The 24,352-nt window shown below is 64.8% G+C and carries 16 protein-coding genes and 1 tRNA gene; 4 read left to right on the forward strand and 13 right to left on the reverse strand.

Going from position 1 to position 24,352, the window contains the following annotated elements:
- The first annotated feature begins 5 nt into the window (after window positions 1-5).
- Window positions 6-530, forward strand: coding sequence for a cupin (locus CS1GBM4_RS18090; RefSeq protein ID WP_186420127.1), 525 nt, complete (start codon window positions 6-8; stop codon window positions 528-530).
- A gap of 172 nt (window positions 531-702) precedes the next feature.
- Here CS1GBM4_RS18090 and CS1GBM4_RS18095 read toward each other — a convergent pair whose 3' ends face one another.
- Together CS1GBM4_RS18095 and CS1GBM4_RS18100 are read right to left on the reverse strand one after the other, a co-directional pair.
- Complete coding sequence (locus CS1GBM4_RS18095; protein ID WP_186420128.1) at window positions 703-1,242, reverse strand: hypothetical protein; 540 nt, start codon at window positions 1,240-1,242, stop codon at window positions 703-705.
- Window positions 1,243-1,256: 14 nt separating this feature from the next.
- On the reverse strand, window positions 1,257-1,556 hold the full coding sequence (locus CS1GBM4_RS18100) for a PepSY domain-containing protein (RefSeq protein WP_186420129.1): 300 nt from the start codon (window positions 1,554-1,556) through the stop codon (window positions 1,257-1,259).
- A 331-nt stretch (window positions 1,557-1,887) separates the two neighbouring features.
- On the opposite strand from CS1GBM4_RS18100, the gene CS1GBM4_RS18105 reads away from it, so the two are divergent.
- A complete protein-coding gene (locus tag CS1GBM4_RS18105; protein ID WP_186420130.1) occupies window positions 1,888-2,313 on the forward strand; it encodes a hypothetical protein in 426 nt (141 codons plus the stop codon).
- Between the two features lie 102 nt (window positions 2,314-2,415).
- Here the strand turns inward: CS1GBM4_RS18105 and CS1GBM4_RS18110 are convergent, their stop codons facing one another.
- Complete coding sequence (locus CS1GBM4_RS18110) at window positions 2,416-3,783, reverse strand: sigma-54 dependent transcriptional regulator (protein WP_186420131.1); 1,368 nt, start codon at window positions 3,781-3,783, stop codon at window positions 2,416-2,418.
- Complete coding sequence (locus tag CS1GBM4_RS18115; protein ID WP_186420132.1) at window positions 3,780-5,597, reverse strand: ATP-binding protein; 1,818 nt, start codon at window positions 5,595-5,597, stop codon at window positions 3,780-3,782. Before CS1GBM4_RS18115 ends, CS1GBM4_RS18110 begins: the two co-directional genes overlap by 4 nt.
- A 210-nt stretch (window positions 5,598-5,807) precedes the next feature.
- Here CS1GBM4_RS18115 and CS1GBM4_RS18120 point away from each other — a divergent pair, with 210 nt between their 5' ends.
- The gene (locus tag CS1GBM4_RS18120) at window positions 5,808-7,142 is read left to right on the forward strand and encodes a dicarboxylate/amino acid:cation symporter (protein ID WP_186420133.1); all 1,335 of its coding nucleotides are present in this window, start codon (window positions 5,808-5,810) and stop codon (window positions 7,140-7,142) included.
- A gap of 466 nt (window positions 7,143-7,608) precedes the next feature.
- Here CS1GBM4_RS18120 and CS1GBM4_RS18125 read toward each other — a convergent pair.
- The 6 genes from CS1GBM4_RS18125 to CS1GBM4_RS18150 form a co-directional block, all read right to left on the reverse strand.
- A tRNA-Arg gene (locus CS1GBM4_RS18125) sits at window positions 7,609-7,685 on the reverse strand.
- Window positions 7,686-7,812: 127 nt separating this feature from the next.
- Window positions 7,813-8,373 (reverse strand): hypothetical protein, encoded by a 561-nt coding sequence (locus tag CS1GBM4_RS18130; RefSeq protein ID WP_186420134.1) that lies wholly within the window; start codon window positions 8,371-8,373, stop codon window positions 7,813-7,815.
- A 15-nt stretch (window positions 8,374-8,388) separates the two neighbouring features.
- Complete coding sequence (locus tag CS1GBM4_RS18135) at window positions 8,389-10,482, reverse strand: 3'-5' exonuclease (protein WP_186420135.1); 2,094 nt, start codon at window positions 10,480-10,482, stop codon at window positions 8,389-8,391.
- Window positions 10,483-11,141: 659 nt separating this feature from the next.
- Window positions 11,142-13,985 carry a site-specific DNA-methyltransferase gene (locus tag CS1GBM4_RS18140; RefSeq protein ID WP_186420136.1) on the reverse strand — a complete coding sequence of 948 codons (2,844 nt, stop codon included), beginning with the start codon at window positions 13,983-13,985 and terminating at the stop codon, window positions 11,142-11,144.
- On the reverse strand, window positions 13,985-14,401 hold the full coding sequence (locus CS1GBM4_RS18145; protein WP_186420137.1) for a hypothetical protein: 417 nt from the start codon (window positions 14,399-14,401) through the stop codon (window positions 13,985-13,987). The genes CS1GBM4_RS18140 and CS1GBM4_RS18145 overlap by 1 nt, the downstream gene beginning before the upstream one ends.
- Window positions 14,398-17,466, reverse strand: coding sequence for a DEAD/DEAH box helicase family protein (locus CS1GBM4_RS18150; RefSeq protein WP_186420138.1), 3,069 nt, complete (start codon window positions 17,464-17,466; stop codon window positions 14,398-14,400). The genes CS1GBM4_RS18145 and CS1GBM4_RS18150 overlap by 4 nt, the downstream gene beginning before the upstream one ends.
- A 301-nt stretch (window positions 17,467-17,767) precedes the next feature.
- On the opposite strand from CS1GBM4_RS18150, the gene CS1GBM4_RS18155 reads away from it, so the two are divergent.
- Window positions 17,768-18,867 (forward strand): IS3 family transposase gene (locus CS1GBM4_RS18155; RefSeq protein ID WP_244607294.1). Its coding sequence is split into 2 segments (ribosomal slippage): window positions 17,768-18,029 and window positions 18,029-18,867, totalling 1,101 coding nucleotides; the frame shifts between segments, so codons are not numbered across the junction.
- Window positions 18,868-19,121: 254 nt separating this feature from the next.
- On the opposite strand, the gene CS1GBM4_RS18160 is transcribed toward CS1GBM4_RS18155, so the two are convergent.
- Genes CS1GBM4_RS18160 through CS1GBM4_RS18170 form a run of 3 tightly spaced genes read right to left on the reverse strand, consistent with a single transcriptional unit; the run spans window position 19,122 to window position 24,350 of the window.
- Window positions 19,122-22,088, reverse strand: coding sequence for a DEAD/DEAH box helicase (locus CS1GBM4_RS18160; RefSeq protein ID WP_186420140.1), 2,967 nt, complete (start codon window positions 22,086-22,088; stop codon window positions 19,122-19,124).
- A 4-nt stretch (window positions 22,089-22,092) separates the two neighbouring features.
- A complete protein-coding gene (locus CS1GBM4_RS18165; protein ID WP_186420141.1) occupies window positions 22,093-23,487 on the reverse strand; it encodes an EH signature domain-containing protein in 1,395 nt (464 codons plus the stop codon).
- Window positions 23,484-24,350, reverse strand: a complete 867-nt coding sequence (locus CS1GBM4_RS18170) for an OmpA family protein (RefSeq protein ID WP_186420142.1) — start codon at window positions 24,348-24,350, stop codon at window positions 23,484-23,486. Before CS1GBM4_RS18170 ends, CS1GBM4_RS18165 begins: the two co-directional genes overlap by 4 nt.
- Window positions 24,351-24,352: the final 2 nt, after the last annotated feature.

Here is a 24,352-nt window from a genome sequence, read left to right on the forward strand (position 1 = left end):
CAACCATGGCGACGGTGCCGACGATCCTGATTCTCCCTTTCGAGGAACGCGGCTTCGTTCCGAACAACGCCCGGTTTCCGGCGCTCGTCTATCGGCAGGCCTTCGCGAACGACACCGCCGATCTCGCCGGAGCCATGGAGCGACGCTTCGGCGAGAACGGCTGGCCGCCGGCCTGGCGCGACGGCGTCTTCGACTTCCACCACTACCATTCGAAAGGCCATGAGGTGCTCGGCATCGCCCGGGGCTCGGCCGAGCTGGTCCTGGGCGGGGAAGGCGGTCGCGAGCTCGCCGTCTCGGCCGGGGACGTGCTGCTCCTGCCCGCCGGCACGGGGCATTGCCGGGTCGGCGCCAGCAGCGACTTTCTGGTCGTCGGCGCCTACCCGCCGGGCCAGAGCGGCGACATCCTCCGCGAGGCGCCGAGCGCCGAGCTCCGGGCGGCCATCGCGAGGCTGCCGAGGCCCCCAGCCGACCCCGTCTTCGGCAGGGACGGACCGATGCTCGAGCGCTGGAGCGACGGGCTCGTCCTCTGAGCGGCGGGTACGATGGTCGGCAAGGCGATGGAGGAAGCCTCGGCGGTCCCGCGGGAGCCGTGACGATGACCGCAGCGCGTCGGCGAGATGGGAGCGCTGCGAGCGCAGGCTGGCCGAGACAGGAAAGCCCCGCCGGCGTGAGCCGGCGGGGTCGGATGCTTCGGCGCGGTGGTCAGATCAGAGGGCGGTAGGGTTCGCCCTGATCGTCGAACCGGGACCAGCCTTCGCTCCTATAGTCCGCCATCCGCCGATCCCGGTCGATGGGCGTGGCGCCGTCCATGATCGCCTCGACGGCAGCCGCGCGGTCGTCGGCAGCACGAACCGAAACCACACTGCCCCCGCGGCGGACGGTCTCGGCATAATAGTGGGCGCTTTCCTCATCCTCGCCGGCGCTGGTCAGGGCGCCGATGATGCCGCCCGTCGCGCCGCCCGCGGCAGCGCCGGCCAGCGTCGAAGCGAGCCATCCTGCAGCGACGACCGGACCGATGCCGGGAATCGCGATCAGGCCCAGGCCGGCGAGCAGCCCGGCTGCGCCACCAACCGCAGCGCCGATCCCGGCCCCCTCCCCGGCATTGCTGTCGTCGTTGTCGGCCTCGACGCGACGGCCGAGAAGGCTGATGTCGGAGGTGGCGACACCGGCCGCCTGAAGGCGCTCCACGACGCCCTCGGCAGTGGCGTAGTCGTCATAGGCGCGGGTGATCGTGCGGGTCATTTGGGTTTCCTCCCTCAGTTGCGCGTGATGTTGCCGCGGTAGTCGACCGAGACGTTCACCTTGGCGCCGGAATGCATGGCGGTGCCCTTCCAGACGCCGTTGTCGTCCTTCTTGAGCTCGCTGACGCCGCTATAGCCGTTCGCCTCCAGGCGGCTCCTGGCCTGCCCTTCGGTGAAGCTGTTGGCCCCGGGCAGCGGCGCGTTGGCATCCGCCGGCGCGTTCGGCGCCGGTGTCGGCGACGTTGTGGATGTCTGTGCGATCGCCGCGGTTGAGACCACGGCGCAGAAGATCGACGCGACGAGCGCGTTGCGCATGGGAAACTCCTTGTCTGAGAGCGGGTTCGGGTACGCCAAGAACCCGCAGCAGCCCGGAGAAGTTCCTTCGGCAAGACGTCGCGATCAGCCCGTGCTCAGCGCTCCAGGATTTTCGGCCTCCAGCCGGGAATGAAGCCGGCGGCAGCGCCCGGTCGCCGAACCAGACGAACAGGCCGGTGCCGACCCGCACCGCCCTGGCGAGGCGGCGCCCGGGCCAGCCGCCGACGCAGGGAACGAGGCGCGGCGGATCACAAGCGCGCTGCCCTCGTCCACTTGACGCAAGGTCAGGAGAATGATGCGATCGCGTGTGCGGCCACGTCGGGAGGGATCAATGGTTGCAGCTGGTCATCGCGTGCATGCCGAGGAGGTGCGGGTCTCCGCCACATCGAGCGGAACCGAGACGCCGATCCCGCTGGCGGCCGGTCACTTCGCCAGGTTCAGCAATGCGCGGCCCGGGCAGAGGTGGCTGACCCACCCGCACGGCAGCGAAGGCTGGTGCGGCCCCGGCGGTAACGGCGTGCGGTTCGGCGGCGGCAACGAAGGCAGCTTCGCCGTCTCGCGGCACCCGCCGGGCGGCCGGCCGAGCATGTACTTCATGATGCGTGACGACGATGTGCTGACCATCGCCGGGCCGGGCCGGCTCTTCATGACCGCGCATGACAACGACCGCAGCGACAACCAGGGCGAACTGGTCATGCTGTTCGAGATCTTCTCCGGCCCGCCGGCCGCCGAGTCGGCCAGTGTCGAGCAGGAATAGACGAGCGGATCCGCACGATCGCAACGTCTCGCGCACGGCCCGGCTCGGCAGCCGCCGCGCTCCGCGCTGCCGGAAGGAGGACTGCCGAGATACCGCGGCTCTCTACTCCGTCACCGCATAGGAGGCGCGGTCGATGCCGTGACGGGTGAGCTTGTCGTAGAAGGTCTTGCGCGGGATGCCGAGCATCTCGAGGGTCGCGCGGACATCGCCGCGATTGGCCTCCAGGGCCTCCCGGATCAGATTGGCCTCGATCGCATTCAGGCGCTCGGGCAGGCTCGCCGCCACGACATCGCCCTTGGCGGGCGCCGCAGGCAGGTCGGCGACGAGGCCGAGCGCCACCCTCTCGGCGAAATGGACGAGCTCGCGGACATTGCCGGTCCAGGCGTTCTCGACGAGATGGCGCTCGACGCTGCGATCCAGCGGGGGCACGTCACGGCCGTATTTGCGCGCCGCACGGGCGAGAAACTGGGCGAAGAGCAGCGGCACGTCGCGGCGGCGTTCGCGCAGCGGGGGAATCCGCAAGGTGACGACGTTGAGGCGGTAGAACAGGTCCTCGCGGAAATCGCCGCGCTCGGCGGGGTCGCCGAGGTCGAGCTTCGTCGCGGCCACGACGCGCAGGTCGACGCGGCGGCGTTCATTCGAGCCGAGCGGCGAGATTTCGCGCCCCTCCAGCACCCGCAGGAGCTTGACCTGGGCCGCCGGCGGCATGCTCTCCAGCTCGTCGAGGAAGAGGGTGCCGCCGCTGGAATGCTCGATGCGGCCGACGCGCTTCCTCTGTGCCCCGGTGAAGGCGCCGGCCTCGTAGCCGAACAGCTCGCTTTCGATCACGCTCTCCGGCAGGGCTCCGCAATTCAGGGCGACGAAGGGCTTGCTGCGGCGGCGACCCTGCTGGTGCAGCAGGTTCGCGACGACCTCCTTGCCGGTGCCGGTCTCGCCCAGGACCAGTACGTCGACATCGACATCGGCGAGATCGCGGATGGTCTGGCGCAGGCGGATGATCGCCGGTGCCTCGCCCAGCAGCGCGGTCTCGTCCTCAGGCGCCGCCGCCAGCGAGCGCAGCCGCCGGTTCTCGAGGACGAGCGCGCGCTTCTCGACCGCGCGCCTCAAGGTCTCGACCAGGCGGCCGGTGGAATATGGCTTGGCGATGAAGTCGTAGGCGCCCTCGCTCATGGCCTCGACCGCCATGGCGACATCGGCATGGCCGGAGATCACCACCACCGGGATATCGGCGTCCATCGCCCGCAGGCGCCGGAAGAGCGCGATGCCGTCCATGCCGGGCATCCGCACATCGGTGACGACGACGCCGGCATAATCCGGGCCGACGCGGTCGAGGGCGGCCTGAGCCGAGGCGAGCGGGACGGCGGCGAAGCCGGCGAGGCGCAAGGCCTGGGCGTTGGCGTCGCGCAGATCCGGATCGTCGTCGACGAAGGCGACCTCGACGGCGCGCTGGTCGCTGGCGGAAGCGGTCATGCGGCTCTCTTCAGGCTGATCGTGAAGGTGCTGCCTTCGCCCTTCCGGCTCGTCGCGGAGAGCGTGCCGCCGAAGGAGGCGACGATGTCCTGCGAGATCACCAGCCCGAGGCCGAGCCCACGCGGCTTGGTGGTGCGGAACGGGGCGAAAAGCGCGGCGAGCGCGGCGGCGTCGAGGCCCGGCCCATTGTCGCTGATGGCGATGTCGACCTGCTCGCCCCGGATCGCGACATCGATCGCGAGGCATGGCGCACGGCCGTCCTGAGCCTCTGTCATCGCCTCGATCGCATTGCGCATCAGGTTGACGAGAACCTGTTCCAGCTCCACCGGCCGGGCCAGCACGAAAACCGGCTCGGCTGGTTCGGGAAGGGCCGGCGCGATGCCGGCGTGCCGCAGCGCGGCATCGAGGATCATCAGTGCCCCGCCGAGCGCCTCGCCGAGATCGACCGGCCCATGCGGCCCCCCGCCGCGCCGGGCGAAGCCGCGCAACGTGTCCGTGATGGTGCCGATACGGTCGGTCAGCCCGACGATCCGCGCGAGTGCGCCATCCGCCGCGGCCGCGTCGGCACGACCGAGGAAGGCGCGGGCGTTCTCGGCATAGGTACGCATCGCGGCGAGCGGCTGGTTGATCTCGTGGGCGACACCGGCCGTGACCTGGCCGAGCGTTGCGAGGCGATTGGCTTTCGCCAGTTCCTCGCGCGCATCGGACAGGCGTTGCTGCGCCCTCGTGCGCTCCGCCATCTCCTCGACGAGCCGGTCGTTCGCACCGGCCAGCGCGAGCGTGCGCTCGGCCACGCGCCGCTCGAGCTCGGCCTTGACCCGGGCCTCGGCGTCGCGCCGGGCGAGATTGACCTGGCGCCGCCACAGCGCGAATGCACCGAGGGCTGCGCCTGGCATGAGCAGGAGCGCGACCAGCGTCTGCAGGCGGACCTGCTCGTCGCGGATCGCCGCGCCGACCGGCATCAGGACCTCGAGCTGCCAGTCCGTGGTCGCGACCGGGATGCGCGAGGCGACATGCGCGCCGGCTGCGGCGCCCGTGCCGCGGACGATCTCGCCGTCCCGCCGCAAAGGCAGCAGCGTCAGCGGCGCTGCGCCGAACTGCAGCGATTGCCGGATCTCCGCCGCCATGTGCGCGGCGAGCGCGATCTCCGTCCGGAAGCGCCAGTCCGCGACGGTGGAGATCAAGACGACGCCGCGCCTGTCGACGGCATAGGTCTGGCCGCCCAGCGCCCGCCAATCGGCCTCGACCCGATCGAACTCGACCTTGACCACGACGACACCGAGCGGATCCTCGCCATCGCCGACGCGGCTGGTGATATAGAGGCCCGGGCGCTTGCTGACGGTGCCGAGGGCGAACTGCTCCGCCGCCCCTCCTGAAACCGCGCCGCTGAAGTAATCCCGGAACGCATAGTCGTTGCCGACGAAGCTCGTCGGCTCCCGCCAGTTGCTGGCGGCGATCGCAAGGCCGTCCTTCCCGAGCACATAGATCACCGCCGCACGGGTCTCGCGGGCGATCGCCTCCAGCTTGAGGTCGAGCGCGTGCCTGTCGCCGTCCGTCAGCGCCGCGTGCACGTCCGGATCACGCGCCAGGATCACCGGCAGGGCGCGGTGCTTCTCCAGCTCGCCGCGCAGGATGGCGAGCGCCAGCGTCGCGGCATCCGCAGCGCGGCCGCGCATCGCTGCGATGGCGCGGCTGCGGCCGGCATCGCCCGCGATCAGCACAGCGCAGCTGGCGATCGCCACGGCCGCGAGCGCAAAGACGATCCAGAGGCGGCGCTTGCCGATCCACTGGGCGCGCGTATCCGATGGGGCCATGCGCCATCTTGTGTGGAATCCCGCACAAGTCAACCAGCTCGCGTGCGGCTTACCGCCAGGCCGCTGGTCGAAATGGGCGGATAGGACTTATAACACACTGAAATCACGTGATGAAATCCCGCGGGAGACCTTGGCACAGTGATTGCCAGCGAGGCGGCAGCGGCGTCGAGAACAGCAAGAACCCGCGAGCTAGGCCCCAAGGAGGAAACCATGGCGATCACGCTTGACCAGGCGCCGACCCAGCCGGCCCGCCCCCGGAAATTCCATCAGCACCTTTATGTGCAGGTGCTCGCGGCCATCGCCGCCGGCATCCTGCTCGGCCATTTCTGGCCGGAGCAGGGCGCGGCCCTCAAGCCGCTCGGCGACGCCTTCATCAAGCTGGTGAAGATGATCATCGCGCCGGTGATCTTCCTGACCGTCTCGACCGGCATCGCCGGAATGAGCGACATGCAGAAGGTCGGACGCGTCGCCGGCAAGGCGATGATCTACTTCCTGACCTTCTCGACGCTGGCGCTCGTCGTCGGCCTCATGGTCGGCAACCTGGTCCAGCCGGGCAGCGGCCTGCACATCAACCCGGCCAGCCTCGACGCCAGATCCGTGCAGGGCTACGCCACCCAGGCTCATGATTCCAGCATCGTCGGCTTCCTGCAGAACATCATCCCGAACACGATCGTCGGCGCCTTCGCCTCCGGCGACATCCTGCAGGTGCTGTTCTTCTCGGTGCTGTTCGGCCTGTCGCTGTCGCTGGTCGGCGAGCGCGCCAAGCCCGTGACCGACTTCCTGCAGGCGCTGTCGACCCCGATCTTCAAGCTGGTCGCGATCCTGATGAAGGCCGCCCCGCTCGGCGCCTTCGGCGCCATGGCCTTCACCATCGGCCGCTACGGCATCGGCTCCGTCGCCAATCTCGCCATGCTGATCGGCACCTTCTACCTGACCTCGGCGATCTTCGTGCTCATCGTGCTCGGCGCGGTCGCCCGCTATAACGGCTTCTCGATCCTGGCGCTGATCCGCTACATCAAGGAGGAGATCCTGCTGGTGATCGGCACCTCCTCCTCGGAAGCGGCGCTGCCGACCCTGATGGAGAAGATGGAGGCCGCCGGCTGCAAGCGCTCCGTCGTCGGACTCGTGGTCCCCACCGGCTATTCCTTCAACCTCGACGGCACCAACATCTACATGACCTTGGCCGCCCTGTTCATCGCCCAGGCGATGGACATCCACTTGCCGCTCGGCGACCAGATCCTGCTCCTGCTCGTCGCCATGCTGAGCTCGAAGGGCGCAGCGGGCATCACCGGCGCCGGTTTCATCACATTGGCTGCCACCCTCTCCGTCGTCCCGGCGGTGCCGGTCGCGGGCATGGCGCTGATCCTCGGCATCGACCGCTTCATGTCGGAGTGCCGCGCCGTCACCAATTTCATCGGCAACGCCGTCGCGACGATCGTGGTGGCGCGCTGGGAGGGCGAACTCGACCAGGGGCAGCTCCAGGCGGCCCTGAGCGGCAAGCTGCCCGACCTGCTCGACGAGCCCCTTCTCACGCCGGCCGAGTGAACGGACCGGCCCGCGACGCGACGTGGCTGCCGGCTGCCCCGATGGCGCAGCCGGCTTCGAACGGCAGGCCGGCCGGCAACCATGCCATCCGAGCGACCTCCAGCTGATCTTCGGTCGGTCCAGGGCGGTGGGAGCAAAGCGCCGGATGCGGCGGCGCTGCTTGCTGCAGGTTGGCAAGGACCGTACTGGCTGCCATGGACGACGAACGTCCGCCCTGCGTTCGCCGGATCCATGTCGGACGCGTCAGGCTGGCGCGCCGCCTGAAGTCGGCCATGGTGCCGTCGCCGAACGATTGGAACTCCGCGCCGCGCCCCGCCTCGAACTCGGCGGTGGTGCGGCAGCCCCCGAACAATGCGCACGCGGCAATCAGCGCCGCACGGAGCGAGATGCGCCGGCGGGGACGAACTCGGCTTCTGTGTGAAACGCTTACCGGAAACGGCCGAAACGACCGCAAAATTCGAAGAGATGGCGCGCCCGACACGATTCGAACGTGTGACCTTTGCCTTCGGAGGGCAACGCTCTATCCAGCTGAGCTACGGGCGCTAACCGTGGAGGCTGGATAGCCGATTGGCGGCGCTTCGGCAATGCGGGAATTGCGGGCGGAGCAAAGGGCCCATCAGGCAAAGGTCACACGTTCGAATCGTGTCGGGCGCGCCGGGATTGTGGCTAGCTATTCGGTGATTGCCGGCTTCGCTCCATCTTCATGGTCGTCTGCGTTCTGCGACCAGGCGAGCAGCTCGATGCCCGCCGCGACATAGGCGGCACGAGGATCTGGACGATCCTTTCGCGGGAGACGCTTATCCTCGATCTTTAAGATCCACGCTATTTCAGTGCGCATGAGGATCGGCACGATCGTCGAGGGAGTTGGGTCTTCCAGCGCCAGCAGCGCCTTCACGGTGTCGCTGACGGGCATAACGTGCTCCCAGTGGAAAACTCCGCGTTCTGGATCTTTCATAAGACCGCGCTGATCTCGCCACCGAAACCGAGTCAGATCGCCGAGCTCCAGTTCATCAGCGAGCCTCTGGGCTGCACGCGACGCCCCAGGCACGACGAAGCTTTCAAGACCGCGTGCCATCCAACCCAGCATCATGGCGAGTGTGCTTTGAACGTCAGGCGGAGAAGTCTTATAGCGCCGCAGAAGGTCGACAATCGCTTCCGCAATAAACGGCGCAGCCCGGGCCAGGTTCGATCCGGATTCCGCATGGGGTAGCGGTTCGCCATCCAAGTCCATCACGCACTACCCTGCTCAATTCTCGAGAAAATCGACGAGAAATTCCGAGGCCGGCTCGACGCCAGACACCAGCAAATGATCTCGGGCCCGGGTGCAGGCGACATAGAGCAGGTGCCGTTCCGTGTTGTAGACCTCTTCGAGATCGGCATCGTCGGCCACGCTCTCGATGCGTTCCTGCAACGGGATGATCTCGTCGTCGCATGCCATCACGACGACGGATCTGAATTCCAGCCCCTTGGCGAAGTGCATCGTGGTGACAGCGACTGCACCGTCTTCGACTTCGACCTTGTCGTTCAGTTCTATGAACGGCGTGCCCAGCAGTTTGACCGCTGCCCTCGCTCGCTTCAATTCGGCATCCGATCGGACGAAGACGCCGATCTCGTGGGCCTTGCAGCCTTCGGCAAGGCGTTTCGAGATCCAGGCCGAAACGACCCCGGCCTCATCGTCCGGGCCTCGGGAGATCACGACGTCGGGTGGCGGACCGTCGAACATCGATACGGTGCCCCGGCGACCCTCCGTATTGCCGTCCACGTCCGAAATCATGCCCGGCAGGAGCCTGTCGGCCTGCGAGCGGATCTGATGCGAGGTGCGGTAGTTGATACGCAGCGTGAACGAGCGCCCGCGCACGTCGAGACCGAGAGCCTTCCAGGAGAAGGGCTGCTGGAAGATCCGCTGACCCAGATCCCCGGCAAAGAACAGGCCATCCGGCCGCTCCCCCGTCAGGGCTGCCAGGAAGCGCGCCTCGGCGACACCCAGGTCCTGCGCCTCGTCGACGACCGCATGATCGAACGGACGGGTTTTGCCGTTCGCCAGGTGCTCCGTGAGCCGGCCGAAGATGTCTGACCAGGTGACGAGCTTGCGCTCGGCCATGGCCGCACGCGCCCGCTCGAAGATGCTCCAGAGCGCCTCGCGCTGCTTGCCGCCGATCCGGGTCTTACGACCGAGCCGGGAGACGTCGCGATAGGCCTCCCAGCTCTTCAATTGCCATGCGTCGACGACGTCGCTCCATTCCCCGAACAGGAAATTTGCCGAGAACTTGTATTCCAAGACATCGGCTGCCGCCTTGCTGAGGAGGCTCCGGATGAGCGATGCCGAGGCGATCTGTGGCTGTCCGAACCATTCCGCATAGAGCTCGTAGCCGAGCGCCGTGAGCGCCTTTACGGCGATGCGCGCTCGAAGTGCATCGTCGGACGGCGCCAAGCTCGCCAGTTTGCCCCGCAACGCGTTCGCGAGCGGCTTCGAGAAAGTGGTCAGAAGCACGCGGCTTTTTGGATTAGCGCGCGCCAGATGGACGGCGCGGTGAAGCGCGACGATCGTCTTGCCGGTTCCAGCCGAGCCAGACACACGCGCGGGCCCAGTGAAGGCCCGCTCGACCAGCGCGCTCTGTGCCGGGTGCAGGAACACCGCCCATTTGTCCCAGGGGTAATCGAGAGCCTGCCGGAGCTCCTCCACATTGGTCAGAACACGGAAGCGGCGCTGCGCGTCGGGGTGAGCGAATGGATCGGCTTCTGCCGGCGCCGGGTGCGGCGGCTCCGGGTTCTCGCCGACCGCGAGCTTGAGCAGCGCTTCCTGCGCCTCCTGCGGCAGGTGCCTGATGATGTCGAAGAGCGTGTCCTCGGTGGCTCGCCGCACGTCGTCGACCCATTCCTCCGGCACACCGAACGCCATCAGCTCGTATTTGCGCAGATTGTCGAACAGGCAGACTGTCCGCACGGACGGAGTCGCGACTTCGGGCTGCACGCCGGTTTCGGCGAGAGGAGTAATCCGGACCTCTTCGACCCGCTCGCGGATCTCGACCAGCTGCATCGCGCCGGTCGTCGGATGACGCTCGATCTTGCGCCGCTCAGCCCAGCTGTAGGCGGCGTCGTGGTGGTCCACATAGCAGAGCAGGATCCCACTTTGCGCGCGGTGCACGATGATGCGGATATCCGCGTTGACGCGCAGCGACCAGAAGTTCGGGTCCTTGGCGCGGTCCAGCTTGTGAAAGGACAGGCCAGGCGCGGCAGGGTTCATCTGCAGGTCGAAAGCGGTCGTCTTGACCGACTTCTGCTCCTGTGCGGTTAGTCGCCCCAGGCTATCCGTGAACGTGTCGGCGATGCGGAAGTCCATCGGCTAATCACCTCAGCCATCTAACCGGGATTATCGTTCTCTCGAGTGTTTCACCATCTGGGAGTGAGACTTGGTCGCCCTTGTAAGCAATGATCGATTTTTGAGTCAGGAATGGCGATGTTCCTTCATAGCGAAATCGCCCAAGCGGTCGGTCTTCTTCGAGAAAACTAACATCAACGTCTGACTTGTTGTCGAATAGCCCAACCTTCACGACCACGCACAACATCCACCCGTCGCTGTCGAGCGTTCTCTTAAAAACAATGTTCTCATGGCGAGCGATTCGGAGCAGCCCCTCGGACGTTTGCTGATCTCGCAGGTCATCGGGGAATATGGCTGTGCCTCGCGTGCCAGTTCGTGATTGACTGTTGTCGGTGCAAGGATGCTTTGGCCAGGGCCATCCTAGGTCGTCAAAATAAATCCTCGATCCATGGGTGTTTTGATAATAATAAACCCCCTCACCACAGATTGGACAACTTGCATTCGGATTAACAAAGCAGGCAACGCTACGAGTTTTTGAAACGTAGTATCCGGCCAATGACAATGCGTTGTTGACGCTGTGCCCGGGCATAGACTGGAATGATCTGGCATAAGCACCAGACCTTGTCCGGTAGCACCAGCCACAACTGCACCATGGGTAGTGATTATGGCCAGGCACGGAGCTAATTCACCGCAAACACCTTCATCACCTCATCCCCGAGATGATTGATGACCTTTACCGCGATGCGCCCGCTCTTCGGCTTCGGGAAGGGGCGGGAGATGTCGGAGTTCAGGCTCTCCCAGGCTTCCTGGTCGATCTCGGCCTTCAGCGTCGTCTTGAGCGCCTTGTAGGGGTCGTTCGCGCCGAGAAAATAGGCGTGGCGGACGAAGAAGCTCTCCTCGTTGTAGTCGGTGTCGAGCATCCAGAGCGCGATACCGTCCGTGCCCTCGGAGATCACCTCGCCGGTCTGAGGCTTGAACACGTCGACGCCGAAGACCTTCACCTGCTTCATGCCGTCGGCTGCATCCAGGATCTTGATGTCGGGCTCGCCGAAAATGACGAAGAGGTTGCCGGCGCCGGTCGCCTTGAGATCGCCGCCCATGTGAAGATCGGGGTTCATCCGCGCCTTCAGCACCGGCACGCGGCCGAGCTTGTCGAACTCGGCGGAATGGGCGTCGTAGTTAAAGGCGCAAGCGATCAGCACATCGAAGCCGGCATCGCCCGCCTCACGCGCCGCCGCGACGAGATCAGGTCGCGAGACCGTGCCAAATTCCGGACCGATGAAAATGCCGGCGCGCTTCTGCTGCTGGCCCTCGGTGTAAGTGCCCTCGGCGCAGATGAACTCCCCCGGCCAGCCGGTCAGGCTGGAGAAGGTGATGCGATCCTCCTTGTGCGCCTGCTGGACGCCGGCGATCTTGAGATTCTCGAGGATCATGTGCGCGAAGTCGTGCACGGTCTCGTCGCGCTCGGCCGCCTTGCGCTTGCCTTCGGCGGCTTCGAGCACGTCGATCAGCTCGTCGTCCCAATCGACGGCAAGGGTGCGATGCGGTGACAGGCTCTCGACCGTGAAGGGGCCAGCGACGCGCACCTTGCTGTTGTCGGTGTAGGGCCTGTCGTAGAGATATTCGAATTCGGCCTTGGCCGCGATCGAGGCATCGATCTCCTTCTGGCGGGCGATGCGAGCTTCCCACCATTGGCGGTGCGCCAGCGTCGCCGCTTCGGGCCAGCCGGGCGCGGCTTCGCGTGGGATTTCCCACTCCTCCCAGCTCTTGCTGAGTGCCGCGTTGAGGGCTGCGCGCAACGGCGCGAGCGTCGCCTGCCACTTCTCCCAGATCACGTCGATCTCGGTGTTGCTGGCGATCGCGCCTGAGCTTCCTGAGCGCGCACGATCATAGACAAACCCGTGGCGAATGTCGCCACGGGTCGGCGTGCTCTTGGGCGATGTGCGAGTGAGATCACCTTCCTTAAGCTGACCTTCAGGGCTGTCAGCGAGCAGGTAGTAAGGGTAGCGGGCGCCCATAAGCCGCGAACGAGCTAGAGCGATGGCCACACGACTCGTATCCACAGTGATCCAGCGGCGCCCCCAATGCTCGGCCACATAGGCGGTCGTACCGGAGCCGCAGGTTGGGTCAAGCACTAGATCGCCCGGATCGGTGGCCATCAGAATGCAACGCTTAATAAGTTCTGTGTTTGTCTGAACTACATAGATTGGTTTCGAGGCCCCTCCGAGCGCATCCCACCAGTTTGACATTTGTTTGATCGATGGCGACGGCGAATACCTGATGAACCGAATGTCCCGGTTGAGCGGAAAAAGCCTATCGGCATATGCCAATCGCGTCATACCAGGCGTTTCGCCATCATCGCTAACGACAGTGTGCTTCCAGCACTGGCCGTCGCCTATCGGAAAAACACGGCCGAAAAGCTTAATATCGTGCGATTGATTACGTCGAAAACCCCCGCTTTTTAGAGGATTCAGCCCAAAAATTCGAGCTCCGGGATAGGTGGCACGAAATAGAGCGATATTCCGCTCATAATCAACATTGTCTCGTGCGCTGAGCTGAGATACCCGCAGACGCACTCCGCCATCAAGCTCAACAAACGGGAAATCTTCGAATACCTCTTCTTCCTCCCGAACAAGCCACAGCTTGCGAAACTTGAGACGCTCGCCTTGTCGAGCATACATCAAGATAAAATCGTTTACAGGCTCTAAAGTCCCACTGATCTGGCTACCTTTTTTCTTTACAAGAATTTCCGAAACATAGTTTTCCTCCCCGAATACCTCATCCATCAACGCCCGCACGCGGTGCACGTTCTCATCGCCGATCTGCACGAAGATGCTGCCGCTCTCGTGCAGCAGGTCGCGCGCCACGGTGAGGCGGTCGCGCAGATAGGTGAGATAGGAGTGGATGCCGTCTTTCCAGGTGTCGCGGAAGGCGCGGACCTGCTCCGGCTCGCGGGTGAGATGGTCCTTGGCGCCGTCCTTCACGTCCCGTGACGTGGTGCTCCACTGGAAATTGCTGTTGAACCTGATGCCGTAGGGCGGGTCGAAATAGATGCACTGCACCTTGCCTCGCAGCCCCTCGCGCTCGGCGAGGCTCGCCATCACCGAGAGGCTGTCGCCCGAGATCATCCGGTTCGACCAGTGCTGGTCGTGCTGGTAGAACTCGGTCGCGGCCTCCTTGTCCTTCAGCCCGTTGAAATCGGCGAAGAGATCGGGCGCCGAGGGCTCGGCCTCCTCGCGGCGCGCCTGCGACTCGCGCTTCAGCTCGTCGATGATCGCCTTGGGATGCACCTTCTCCTGGATGTAGAGCGGCGGCGCCTGGACGATCAGGTCCGACCAGTCCTGCTCGTCCTTGCCGCGCCAGACCAGTTGCGGATCGAGATCGCGATTGCGGCGCTCATAGGCGAGCTGGACCGGCGCCTTCTCATCGGCGCGCATCACGCTTTCATATTCGGCCGTCGGGATATTCCGACGCGTCGCACTGTCATGCTTGAGCGCTTCGACCGAGAGTGGGTTCTTGGCCATCAGTTCGGCTGCCCTCTATGCAACGCAATCGTCGAACCGCTGCCATTGACCCGCAAGAACGGCGCGACCAGCGAGTGGCCGCGATCAGTCAGTTCGAAATGCTCATTTCGACAGGATACGCAGTCGCTCAGGAGGAGCGCCCGCATCACGGCCCGATCGGGCCAGAGGAAACCGTCTTCCAGGGCGATCCCGCACATCGGTATCGCCCCTCCCGCCAGCTCCACGTAAGCGCAGAGGTATCCAACAGTTCGCCCATTGCGCCAGTCCGGAGTCTTGCCGTCATTCTCCAGCCACCAAGCCTCCTCGAGCCCGTGCTTGTTCGGTCCCTGCTTGACGGTCTTGTTGGTCGAGGCCTGCTTGCCGTCGAGCCGACTCGTCCAATTGTCGAGCAATGCCCTGGCTTCGGCGAAGGTCATGCTAGCTCCAGGGGCAAAAACGTCGCAATCAGCTTGTTGAACTCCGCCTCGATCTCATAGACGGCCGTGAACTCGGCAAAGGCCCAGCGGCCGAACTTGCCGAGGTTGTTGACGCCCGGCACCCAATAGGCGCGCATGGTGTTGGCTTTCTCCTTGGCGTCCTCGCCTCGGTAACCCTTGATCTCGACGATGAGGTTCAGCGGCTCGGCTTGTCCGTCATTGATGCGAACGATGAAGTCCGGCAGGTATTTGCGTGGCGTCGAGCCCATCAGATAGGGCACTTCCAGCCCGAGGTTCTGGTTCTTGACGTAGGCCAGCACACCGGGGTGCGCCTCGGCGACGCGGCAGAACTCGGCCTCCCAGTCGCTGTCACAGACCACCCAGTTGACATGGCAGCGGCGTTGGTCGGTCTGCCAGCGCGTCTGCTTCGACGTGGTGAAGTTCACGAAGGCGGTCGAGCCCGTCGGATTATAGGCGTCGAGGATCGCCTTCACCGGGCGCGTGCCTGCGAGCGTCTCGGTGATCGCGGACTTGATCCGCTCGGCCGCCATGTCGGCGATCTCGCGATAAAGCACCTGTGCCGGATAGGTGGCGCCCGTGCACTGGAGGCCGCCGCTTGCCAGCCATTGCCGCGTGATGCGCTTCAGCTGACCAAAAAGATGCAGCTTCGGTTCCTCGCCGGGATCGCGATACTTGTTGTAGAGCAGATGCTTGGTGAGATTGAACAAGATTGTCGAGGAGCGAGTATCCTCGAGATGCGCGACCGTCAGGTCGACGCCCTCGCCGATGATGCCTTGGTTCTTCGTGACCGAGGGACCGACGAGCTCCGGCGTCAAATGTAGCACATGGTCAGGGCCGAAGGTCGCTTCCAGACGCTCGTCCGGAAGTTCAACGCGATAGCCTTCGACCCGCGGGAAGACGATCTCCAGCGCGTCGCGATCCGGCTTGACCGCGTGGACGCGCACGGTCTCGCGCGGCTTGGCAGGAGGGGCAATGACGGGCTTGGCTGCGAAGTCAAAGGGGATGCCGAGCACATCGGCATATTCGACGTTGAACAGGCCTTCGTCGTTCAGCTCATAGGACTGGCGACGAAGGCCGCGGCCGACGACCTGCTCACACAGCAGCTGGGTGCCGAAGGCGCGCACACCGAGGATATGCGTGACGGTGTTCGCATCCCAGCCCTCGGTCAACATCGAGACTGAGACGACGCAGCGGATCTGCTCGCCGAGCCGGCCCTTTTTGCCGACCGTGTTCATCACCTCGCGCAGCAAGGTGGCCTCATCGATCTCCCCGCCGGTCAGGATGTCGTTGGCGTCCCTGCCACCGCGCTCGACTATATCGCGCTTGAAGCGCTCGATCTCGTCCGCTGCCATCTCGCGAAAGTCCTTGTCGAGCGCCTCGCCGGATTCAAGCTGGGCGCTGTCGATTAGGATCGTGTTCGGACGGGCGATGCGGTTACCGTGCTCGTCGTAATTGCGGAACAGCTCAAGACGGCCGTTCTGCAACACGCTTGAGCCATCATCATTTTCGCGATGAAAGCCGGAGACGTATTTGTAGATCAGCTCTGAGGTTGAGGTGTTGTTGCAGACGACAATGAAGACCGGCGGAACGCCAATGCCTTCCTTCGTCCATAGCTCGAACGTCTTCTCGTAGTGGCCGTAGAGGGCATCCAGCGCCGCCAGCAGCACCTGTGGCAGCGCGTGAGGATCATAGCTTTTGCCGGCAGAGGAACGCCCTTTTTTTGGCAATCCCTTCGGACTCTTCTTGATCTCGTCCCATAGGTTCCGGAACTTCGGTGTGTCGCCGCCCGGCACATTGTCCGCAACTGGCACGCGCGGCAGCTTGACGATGCCGCATTCGATCGCGTCCATCAGCGAGAAGTCGCTCATGGTCCAGGGGAAGAGTGTGCCCTCGACGTAGCCCGAGCCACGTAGGAAGAACGGCGTCGCTGAGAGGTCATAGACCAGCGCGAGGCCGAGCTTGCGCTTCACTGCCTCGAGGCCGGAGATCCACATCCGCGCGGCCTCGTTGTTCTCCTTCGCCTCGTCCTTGTCCTCGCCTTTCAGATCGCCTTCCGTCTCACCCGTGGCGTCCTTGATGCGCTCGCGATAGCAATGGTGCGCCTCGTCATTGAGCACGACGATGTTCTTCATGCCCATCAGCTCGGGCATCACCCGCTGAAGCATCTGCCCCTCGGTCTCGAGGGTCTGCAGCTTCTCACCGCGCCAGCCTTCGAGCGCGGTTTTGGTTCCCTTGGCAATCTCCAGCCGCTCGCGCAGCTTGAACGCGTGATAGTTGGTAATGACGATCTTGGCGCGATCGATGTCCGCCAGCATGTCAGGCGGAACGATCTCGCGGTGCCGGTAATAGCTTTCGGGATCATTCGGGAGCAGGATACGCAGCCTGTCCTTGATCGTGATGCCCGGCGCGACGATCAGGAAGCCGCGCGAGAACTGCTTGCTGTTGGGGTGCCTGACGGCGTTGACGGTTTGCCAGGCGATCAGCATGGACATCACGGTCGTCTTGCCGGCGCCGGTCGCGAGCTTCAATGCCAGGCGCATGAGCTCCGGATTTGCCTGCTCGTTGGCGCCCTTGAGGTGCGCCCAGAACTTCGCCGCGCGGGCGCCGAGCTTTGGGGCGACCTCGGTCAGCCAGATCGCCGTCTCGACGGCCTCGACCTGGCAGAAGAACGGCGTGACGCTCTGAAACTTGTGATGGCGCCAGTGCTGCAGCAGCCGAGCTGTTTCGGGGGTGACGAGCCACTGCTCGGGATTCGGCAGATTGCGCCAGACTTCAACGTAGGTGCGGACCTCGTTGATGATAGGCGTCGGGTTGTATTCCTGCTCCTGCGTCGACAGATCGTCGTCGGCGCCGAGAACGAATGAGGCCTGCTTGCCGCTCTGCCGGCGCTTCTTCGGTTTTGGAACCGGGGTAATGAGGTCCGAACGACGCCGAGTCTCGATGATGCGGTTCGTCGGCTGGCCGTCCGCATCGAGCTCCCAATGCCGCGCCGGGAATGCATAAGGCGAATTGAGGATCGGCCTCTCGAAGAACTGCTCAGTCACCGGCGCCAACCTCGGTCGTGGGACGATGGCGAACGGCGCCGGCGAGCCGCCGAGACAGCCAGACGCTCTCTGCGACCCCGGATTGTCTTCGATCACCCAGAATGTGGGCTGGCCGCGCTGCTTGTCTCTGAGCCGATCGCATTGATTCCCCCGGACAGGGAAGGTAAATGGCTCGGTGGCCACTACACAAGCTAGGATTGCATGGCGATGTTTCCGCCTCGAGAATTTAGCCGGTGGGCTGACCTGAGACCCTGATCCTCCTCCAGATTTGAGTAGAGTCCGTCACTCACGGAGACGGACGATGCGCCCCTCACGATTCACGGAAGAGCAGATCATCGGGATGCTGAAGGAGCAGGAGACTGGAGCTGCGACGGCGGATGTCGGCCGCAAGCACGGCATCTCCTCGGCGACCTTCTACAAGTTCAAGGCGAAGTATGGCGGGATGGACGTGTCGGATGCGCGCCGGCTGAAGACCCTCAAGGATGAGAACGCCCGCCTCAAGAAGCTGCTGGCTGAACAGATGCTCGACAACGCGATCCTGAAGGACGTCGCCGCAAAAAAATGGTGACGCCCGATGCGAAGCGGAAGGCGGTGGCTCATGCCTGCACGGTGCATGCGGTGAGCCAGCGTCGGGCGTGCCTGGCCTTGAAGATCGACCGCTCGACGGTGCGCTACACGAGCACCCGGCCGGACGATGCGCTGTTGCGCGAGGCGATGAAGGCCGTGGCGGCGGAGCGCCGGCGGTTCGGCTATCGCAGGATCCACATCATGCTGGACCGTCAGGGCATCGTGATGAACCAGAAGACGCTGCGGCGGCTCTATCGCGAGGAGAAGCTGCAGGTGCGCCGGCGCGGCGGCCGCAAACGGGCATTGGGCACGCGCAGGCCCATGCTCGTGCCGGATCGGGCCAATGTGCGCTGGAGCCTCGATTTTCTCTCCGACACGATCTCGGATGGTCGCCGCTTCAGGGTGCTCGCCATCGTCGACGATTACACGCGCGAGTGCCTGGCGCTTGTCGCCGACACCTCGCTCTCGGGTCTGCGCGTGGCTCGCGAGCTGGATGCCATCATCCGCCTGCGCGGCCGGCCGGGGACGATCGTGTCCGACAACGGCACCGAGTTCACCTCGATGGCGATCCTGCGCTGGTGCCAGGAGACCGGGGTCGAGTGGCACTACATCGCCCCCGGCAAGCCGACGCAGAATGCCTTCGTCGAGAGCTTCAACGGACGCTTCCGGGACGAGTGCCTCAACGACATGCTGTTCTCGACGCTCGTCGAGGCCCACAGCGCCATCACCGCATGGAAGGAGGACTACAACCGCCACAGACCACACTCGGCCCTCGGCAACATCACGCCCGCCGAGTTCGCCCTCAAATCCGCGCTGGAAAAACAGGCCGCCTGAGGCCAGAAATGAAACTCAGGACTCTCCCTCAGACCGGAGGAGAAAAGGGTCTCAGGTCACCAGCCGCTCGGAGCCAAGGAGGTTTCCAGGCGCGGCGCTAAGGAAATCCGGCTGGATGTGGCGCTGGTGTGCCGATTGCGGCTCAGGCCGCTGAGACAGACCACTGGATGCCTGATCGGCCAAGGAGTTCCGCGGAATCCATACTCGGAATGGTTCCGCCTTCGGTAGGCAACGCTCTATGGAAGAACGATTCTCTAGCGTTCGTCGAGGCTCGTTTGCACTGTTGCCGCGAACATCTCACGGAGATCGCTGTCACTCACTGGGGGCGCCAGCATCTCCTGCGAGAGCCGTCGCTTGCGAGCAAGTAGGCGGTCGAGAGTCACATCGAATGAGGCGTCACCAAACTCGGGGTGGACCGCGATGGGCATGTGAATGGTGACGGACAGTGTCTGACCGATGCGATAGCAGCGGTCATTGCATTGATCTTCTACCGCCGGGTTCCACCAACGGCTCAGATGCAGAACGTGATTCGCTGCCGTGATGGTCAAGCCTACACCCGCCGATTTCGGGCCGAGGATGAGGAGGTCGAAGCCCTTCGGCGCCTTCTGAAATCGTTCGACGATCGCCTGCCGCTTGTCGCCCGGAACCTCGCCATTGATAATGGCTGGAGTGCGAGCGAGACCGAGGAGAGTCGTCGCAGCAGCGGCGAATGCTCCTTGCACGCTCCTGTCCTCTATAAAGACGAGCGCCTTCTCGCCGGATTGTTCGATGCGGCTCAGTAGAGCGAAGACCTGGCGGGTTCGAGCCGAGCGTTCGATCCAGGTCTGGGCCTGCCGCGGATCATAGCCGTCGACGCCTTCCGCTCCGTCCGGATGAAGGGAAATGCCCCGCAGCGCATGAACTGCCTTCAACATGGCGCGGGGATCACGCCCTGCGGCATGTGCTTCGCGCACAGCAGCGGTGTAGGCCTCCGCCTGCGGTGCTGGCATGTTCACCGGATACGACACGATGCGCTTCTCCGGCAGGCCTTCGAGGATCTGCTCCTTCATGCGACGCTTCATGACGGCTGGCGCGCCTTCCTGAGGCTCGTCCAGCCGCGACTTTAGGGTCTTGAGAGCTGCCGCGTCTTCCTCCCCATGTGCCGCAGAGAACGACTTCAGATCCCCTAGGTATCCTGGTGCGACCCGGTCCATCAGGCACCAGAGGTCTTCAATGCGGTTCTCGATCGGCGTGCCGGTAAGGCCGAGCACGAAGTCCGCGTTCATCGCCTTGGCGGCCTGGGTGTTGATCGTGCCCGGAGATTTGACCTTCTGCATTTCGTCGAACACCGCGACCGCGTATCCGACCCGCGCAAAGGCGCGGTGGTTGTCGGCCAGCGTCTCGTAAGTCGTCAGGATCCAGCCTGCATCGCGCAAGCGATCCACGTCGAGCGCATCCTCCGGTGTCCAGCCAGGCTCTCTACGGCGCTTCAGCCGCGACAGACCAGGGCCGAACGCTTCGATGCATTCGCCCAGCGCGTCATCAACCAGGTGCTGGCTCGCCTCTGCGGTCCAATTGCGTAGCAGTGCTGTGGGCGCGACCACTAGGATCGGGCCAGACGGGGCGGCGCGCGACGCTTTCTGGCTGGCGCGAACCCAGGCGAGGAACGCGAGAGCCTGAAATGTCTTGCCCAGCCCCATGTCGTCCGCGAGCAAGACACCTGGCCCCCCCGCGGTCCAGGACTCCACCAACCAGTCGAAGCCTTCTCGCTGATGCGGCTTGGGCGCGCTACGCAACAAATGCTCCGGCAGGCCCGGCGCGATCGCACAGCGTCGTCGCGGCCGCGTCATTATGTAATCGACGCCTTCGACGTTGCTCTTGATCTGCAGCACAAGACGCTCTGAAGCGGGCGGCTCACTACTGGGTCCGAGCGCGTCCGCCTCTGGAAGTGTCGTCCCGCCGCGCAGGCCGGCGATCGCGGCCTCAACCGTGGGCAGAGGTGTCAGCGTGCCATCGATCTCGATTTCTGGCTCGCCCGCCGCCTTGGCAACGTCAGCCCGTTCGATCAGCGCATCCAGCTTCTCTGGGGTGAAGTCCAGCGTGCGCTCACCGATTTGCAGCCTGAAGCGTTCCGGCAGCCAGCCACTAGGCTTGCGGACCAGCCAGGGCAGTTTCGGCGGGTCCCAGAGACCGAGGCCGGTCACCCGTTCGGAATACTGTTTCGTCTCGACAAACAGCAGCGCCGCAGCCATGTCAGCGGCATCTCCGCCTAGCGCAGCAGCCAGCGCCGGCCGCGGGTTTCGAAGGAAAGCCCGGCGCTCCTCGGTTGAGGCGGCTCGCTGTCTTCGCACGACGTCTAGCGCCGTGCGCAGCTCCGGCGCCACGACGACGAACTGGTTACGCCCGAGCACATGCGACTGGCGCGGTCCGCCACTGGAGAACTGGCTGAGGAACTGCGCCTGCAGCTCCGGCGGAAGAAGCGCGTCAGCCTGCGTGTCGCGCAGCCTCGCCTCGGCTGAGGCCTCATCCTCGCTGTCGAAGCGATCGGCTGGCGCGTCGTCCTCTAAGGAGGCCGCCTTTTCACGAGCCATCAAAACCGGCACGAAATCGGGCCCCTCGACGTCCGAGCGCTCGCGGACATCCAGTGCGAACGAGCCGGCCTGGAAGATCGTCAGACTGCCGAGCACGGCGTCCGCATGAATATCTTGCCCCGCCGCCTCGCGTAGCGCCTGCTGCACAGGCGCCCAGGCGGCAACGCGGGCCGCGGGCTCCGTGCCGAGCGTCGCGTTGTAACCCTCGACCGCTCGGACTAGTGCGAGCAGCTCGCGGCTGAGCCTGCCCCTTTCGCCTCCCCATGACAGCACCGCACCGAGACGTTCGGGCGCAATGTCCCGGTAGGAGCGGTCGCGCCATTTCAAACGGATACGCCCCTCTGCGGTCTCTATGCGCCCGTCCAGTGACAAGCTGACCGAAAGCCGGCCGAGAACCGGAAGCGCGAGTGTATCGGCGACCGAAGCCGGTGCCGAGGCGACGGAATCCTCGGCAAGGAGCAGATCGTCGCCGTCGATTCGGCCTAGGCCGGCCTCGACCTCGGCGAGTGCAAACCGGCCGGCGACGCGAGCGGATCCGGCAAGTCCGGACCAGCTGGAAGGGGGCACGGCCTTCCGTGAAAGGAGGCGCCGTTCTTCGGCGCGTATGCGCAGCTCGGTGCCTGTAGGGGTGGCAGTGAAGACGATGGCCATGACTTTACCGCACTCGATAGCTCGCTTCAGGGATTCGGAAGCCGGTCATAAAATGGATCCTGTCGGCCACCTTTCGCTGCCAGGCGTAGAGATCGGAGTTGTGGTGAGTGACTTCGAATATCTCTGCGGTCGGCGCTGCAACCGCATCCGCAGGTGCCTGTAAAGAAGCCGCCTTGTAGGTTTTCGCGTCCATTCGGGGCGCAGACTGGTGGCCAGAGTCGCTCCAGATGATGCATTTTCCAGTGTGGCTCCATTCGGAAACGATGCCGCGCCCGATACGCAACAGCAGCACCGCATGCCCTTGCTGAACTCGGTCCTCGAATGCGGCGAAGGCGACGCCAGTTCCGAGTCGCTGGCGCGCGATCCTCGCCCCATCCTTGTCGAAGACCACCCATGCATCGGCGATCAGGTCGTGCTGATACACGGCCTCCCAGAATGCGCGGCGATAGCGCCACATCTGCGCCACTGCGACGCGATCCACGACGTCGAGGAATTGCCTCAGCGACTGTTCGACCAGCCATCGGCGGACTGTCTGTTCATCGTCCCGCATCCGAGTCCAGCGACCGGGGGTCACACGCGGGTCGCCGAACAGGCTAAGCAGCAGCCCCAAATAGGCGTCGCGGATTTCCTTCGCTGGCATGCCAACGCCGAAGGGGGCCAGCAATGCCCGCACCGCCAGAGGACCAAGCCCCTCGTATTGCAGCTTGCCGTCGGGCTTGTGCACGAGCGCCCGCACGAGTGCGAGCCGCGCCATCGGGTCCGGCTCGCGTCCGCCGGCCAGCTCCTCGAGGCAGATGCTCATGCAATGCCGAGCATAGCCCCCCGCGGCGAGGCTGGAGAGGCCCGTTTGTGTCAGCAGCGCCGCCGGCGTCAGTCGTTCGGCGATTGCCGCCTGTGCCACATTCCGAGGCCCGGCTTCGATGTCGAAGAGCCCGAAACGCGCATGCAAGCGATCCCAAGGCGCGCCGATGGTCGCCACGAGGCCGTGAAGCGCCGCTGCGACCTCCGGCGTGCCGGTGCGTCCAGGCTCGAAGCTGGTCAACCATGACAATGCCAGCGTGCGGGAGGCGGTCTTGCGGCCGCTGCGGCGGACCCCCTCAATGACAGCGGCCAGCGCAGCCGGCTGCTCCGAGAGAGCCGGAGATGTAGTCCACAGGCACCATGCTCCGTCGCGCGCACGGCGCCAATCCAGTGGCTCTCCGACAGCAACGGCGGCTGCGATCTCGCGGGCAACCCTGTCGTAGTCTTTGCCTGCCCGCGGCGCTGCCATACCGGCCCCGGCGACGACGCGCGCCGCCGCCCGCGCTGTGGCCGTCTCCGCTGGCGCACCAGCAATGCTGAGCAGGCGCCGCTTAAGCTCGGTAATCGCGGACCTAAAGGCAGGTGCCGCACCGCTCATCGACCGCTCCCACTCGCCTGCGTCAGGCGGTCGATTTCCTTCTTCATCTCCTCCGTCAGCTTGAGGATCTCACCAAGCCTCTGGCGGCTGTCCACCTCCATGACGAAGCGCAGATCGATGCGCCGGTTCCGCGCCCAGGCCTCGCGGCTGCTACCGGCATCGATCGGGCGTGTCGCCGCATAGCCCGAGACGGAGACGATTTCCTCGCCACGCTGGTTGCGAAGCATACGCAACGCCCGAGCCTCGCCCATCATATGGCGATAGGTGTTCACCGCCCGCTGCACCGACAGCAGCCAGTTCTGGGCGTCGGGGCCATCCGAATCGGTGTGCCCCTCGATGAAGACGGTCTCGACCGAAGGCGCGCCGCTGGCGCGGCAGGGCGGCGCGTTGCTCTGAAGACGGCAAGCACTGTAGCGCGGCAGCACGCGCTCGAGCACCCGCGCGATCTTCGATACGTTCGTCAGCGCGAGGAACTTGAGGTCTGCTTCATTTGGGTTGAAGCGCACCGAGTCCTCCGTCAGCCGGAGCACGCCATTGGCTTCGTCCACCCTGACGTTGAGACCTTCAGCCTGCAACTGGCTTTCGATGTCTCTGAGCATCTCGCGCCGCACACGCTGGGCCTCGTCCAGCAGCGTAATCTCCGCACCCACCTGACCGCGTAGTTCCTCGAGCTTGTGCGCCATCTTGCGGGCGTCATCGACGGCGTTCTCCTGGACCTCGGTCTTGGTCCGGAAATCGAGGGCGAACATCATCAGCATGATGATGAAGATGAACAGCACGCCGACCATCATATCGGTCATCGAGACGAAATAGTTCTCGCCGTCCTCCGAGCCGCTATGGTCAGTCTCGTCAGCGATCGCCATGG

The sequence above is a fragment of the Allobosea sp. CS1GBMeth4 genome, assembly GCF_900185715.1.
Taxonomy (GTDB): Bacteria; Pseudomonadota; Alphaproteobacteria; order Rhizobiales; family Beijerinckiaceae; genus Allobosea.

What these genes read in the sequence shown, in the direction of transcription:
- CS1GBM4_RS18170 (WP_186420142.1), bottom strand. Translation starts at nt 24,350, where the DNA reads ATGGCGATCGCTGACGAGACTGACCATAGCGGCTCGGAGGACGGCGAG.
- CS1GBM4_RS18140 (WP_186420136.1), bottom strand. Translation starts at nt 13,985, where the DNA reads ATGGCCAAGAACCCACTCTCGGTCGAAGCGCTCAAGCATGACAGTGCG.
- CS1GBM4_RS18145 (WP_186420137.1), bottom strand. Translation starts at nt 14,401, where the DNA reads ATGACCTTCGCCGAAGCCAGGGCATTGCTCGACAATTGGACGAGTCGG.
- CS1GBM4_RS18105 (WP_186420130.1), top strand. Translation starts at nt 1,888, where the DNA reads ATGGTTGCAGCTGGTCATCGCGTGCATGCCGAGGAGGTGCGGGTCTCC.
- CS1GBM4_RS18115 (WP_186420132.1), bottom strand. Translation starts at nt 5,597, where the DNA reads ATGGCCCCATCGGATACGCGCGCCCAGTGGATCGGCAAGCGCCGCCTC.
- CS1GBM4_RS18090 (WP_186420127.1), top strand. Translation starts at nt 6, where the DNA reads ATGGCGACGGTGCCGACGATCCTGATTCTCCCTTTCGAGGAACGCGGC.
- CS1GBM4_RS18130 (WP_186420134.1), bottom strand. Translation starts at nt 8,373, where the DNA reads ATGGACTTGGATGGCGAACCGCTACCCCATGCGGAATCCGGATCGAAC.
- CS1GBM4_RS18160 (WP_186420140.1), bottom strand. Translation starts at nt 22,088, where the DNA reads ATGGCCATCGTCTTCACTGCCACCCCTACAGGCACCGAGCTGCGCATA.
- CS1GBM4_RS18135 (WP_186420135.1), bottom strand. Translation starts at nt 10,482, where the DNA reads ATGGACTTCCGCATCGCCGACACGTTCACGGATAGCCTGGGGCGACTA.
- CS1GBM4_RS18120 (WP_186420133.1), top strand. Translation starts at nt 5,808, where the DNA reads ATGGCGATCACGCTTGACCAGGCGCCGACCCAGCCGGCCCGCCCCCGG.
- CS1GBM4_RS18110 (WP_186420131.1), bottom strand. Translation starts at nt 3,783, where the DNA reads ATGACCGCTTCCGCCAGCGACCAGCGCGCCGTCGAGGTCGCCTTCGTC.
- CS1GBM4_RS18165 (WP_186420141.1), bottom strand. Translation starts at nt 23,487, where the DNA reads ATGAGCGGTGCGGCACCTGCCTTTAGGTCCGCGATTACCGAGCTTAAG.
- CS1GBM4_RS18095 (WP_186420128.1), bottom strand. Translation starts at nt 1,242, where the DNA reads ATGACCCGCACGATCACCCGCGCCTATGACGACTACGCCACTGCCGAG.
- CS1GBM4_RS18100 (WP_186420129.1), bottom strand. Translation starts at nt 1,556, where the DNA reads ATGCGCAACGCGCTCGTCGCGTCGATCTTCTGCGCCGTGGTCTCAACC.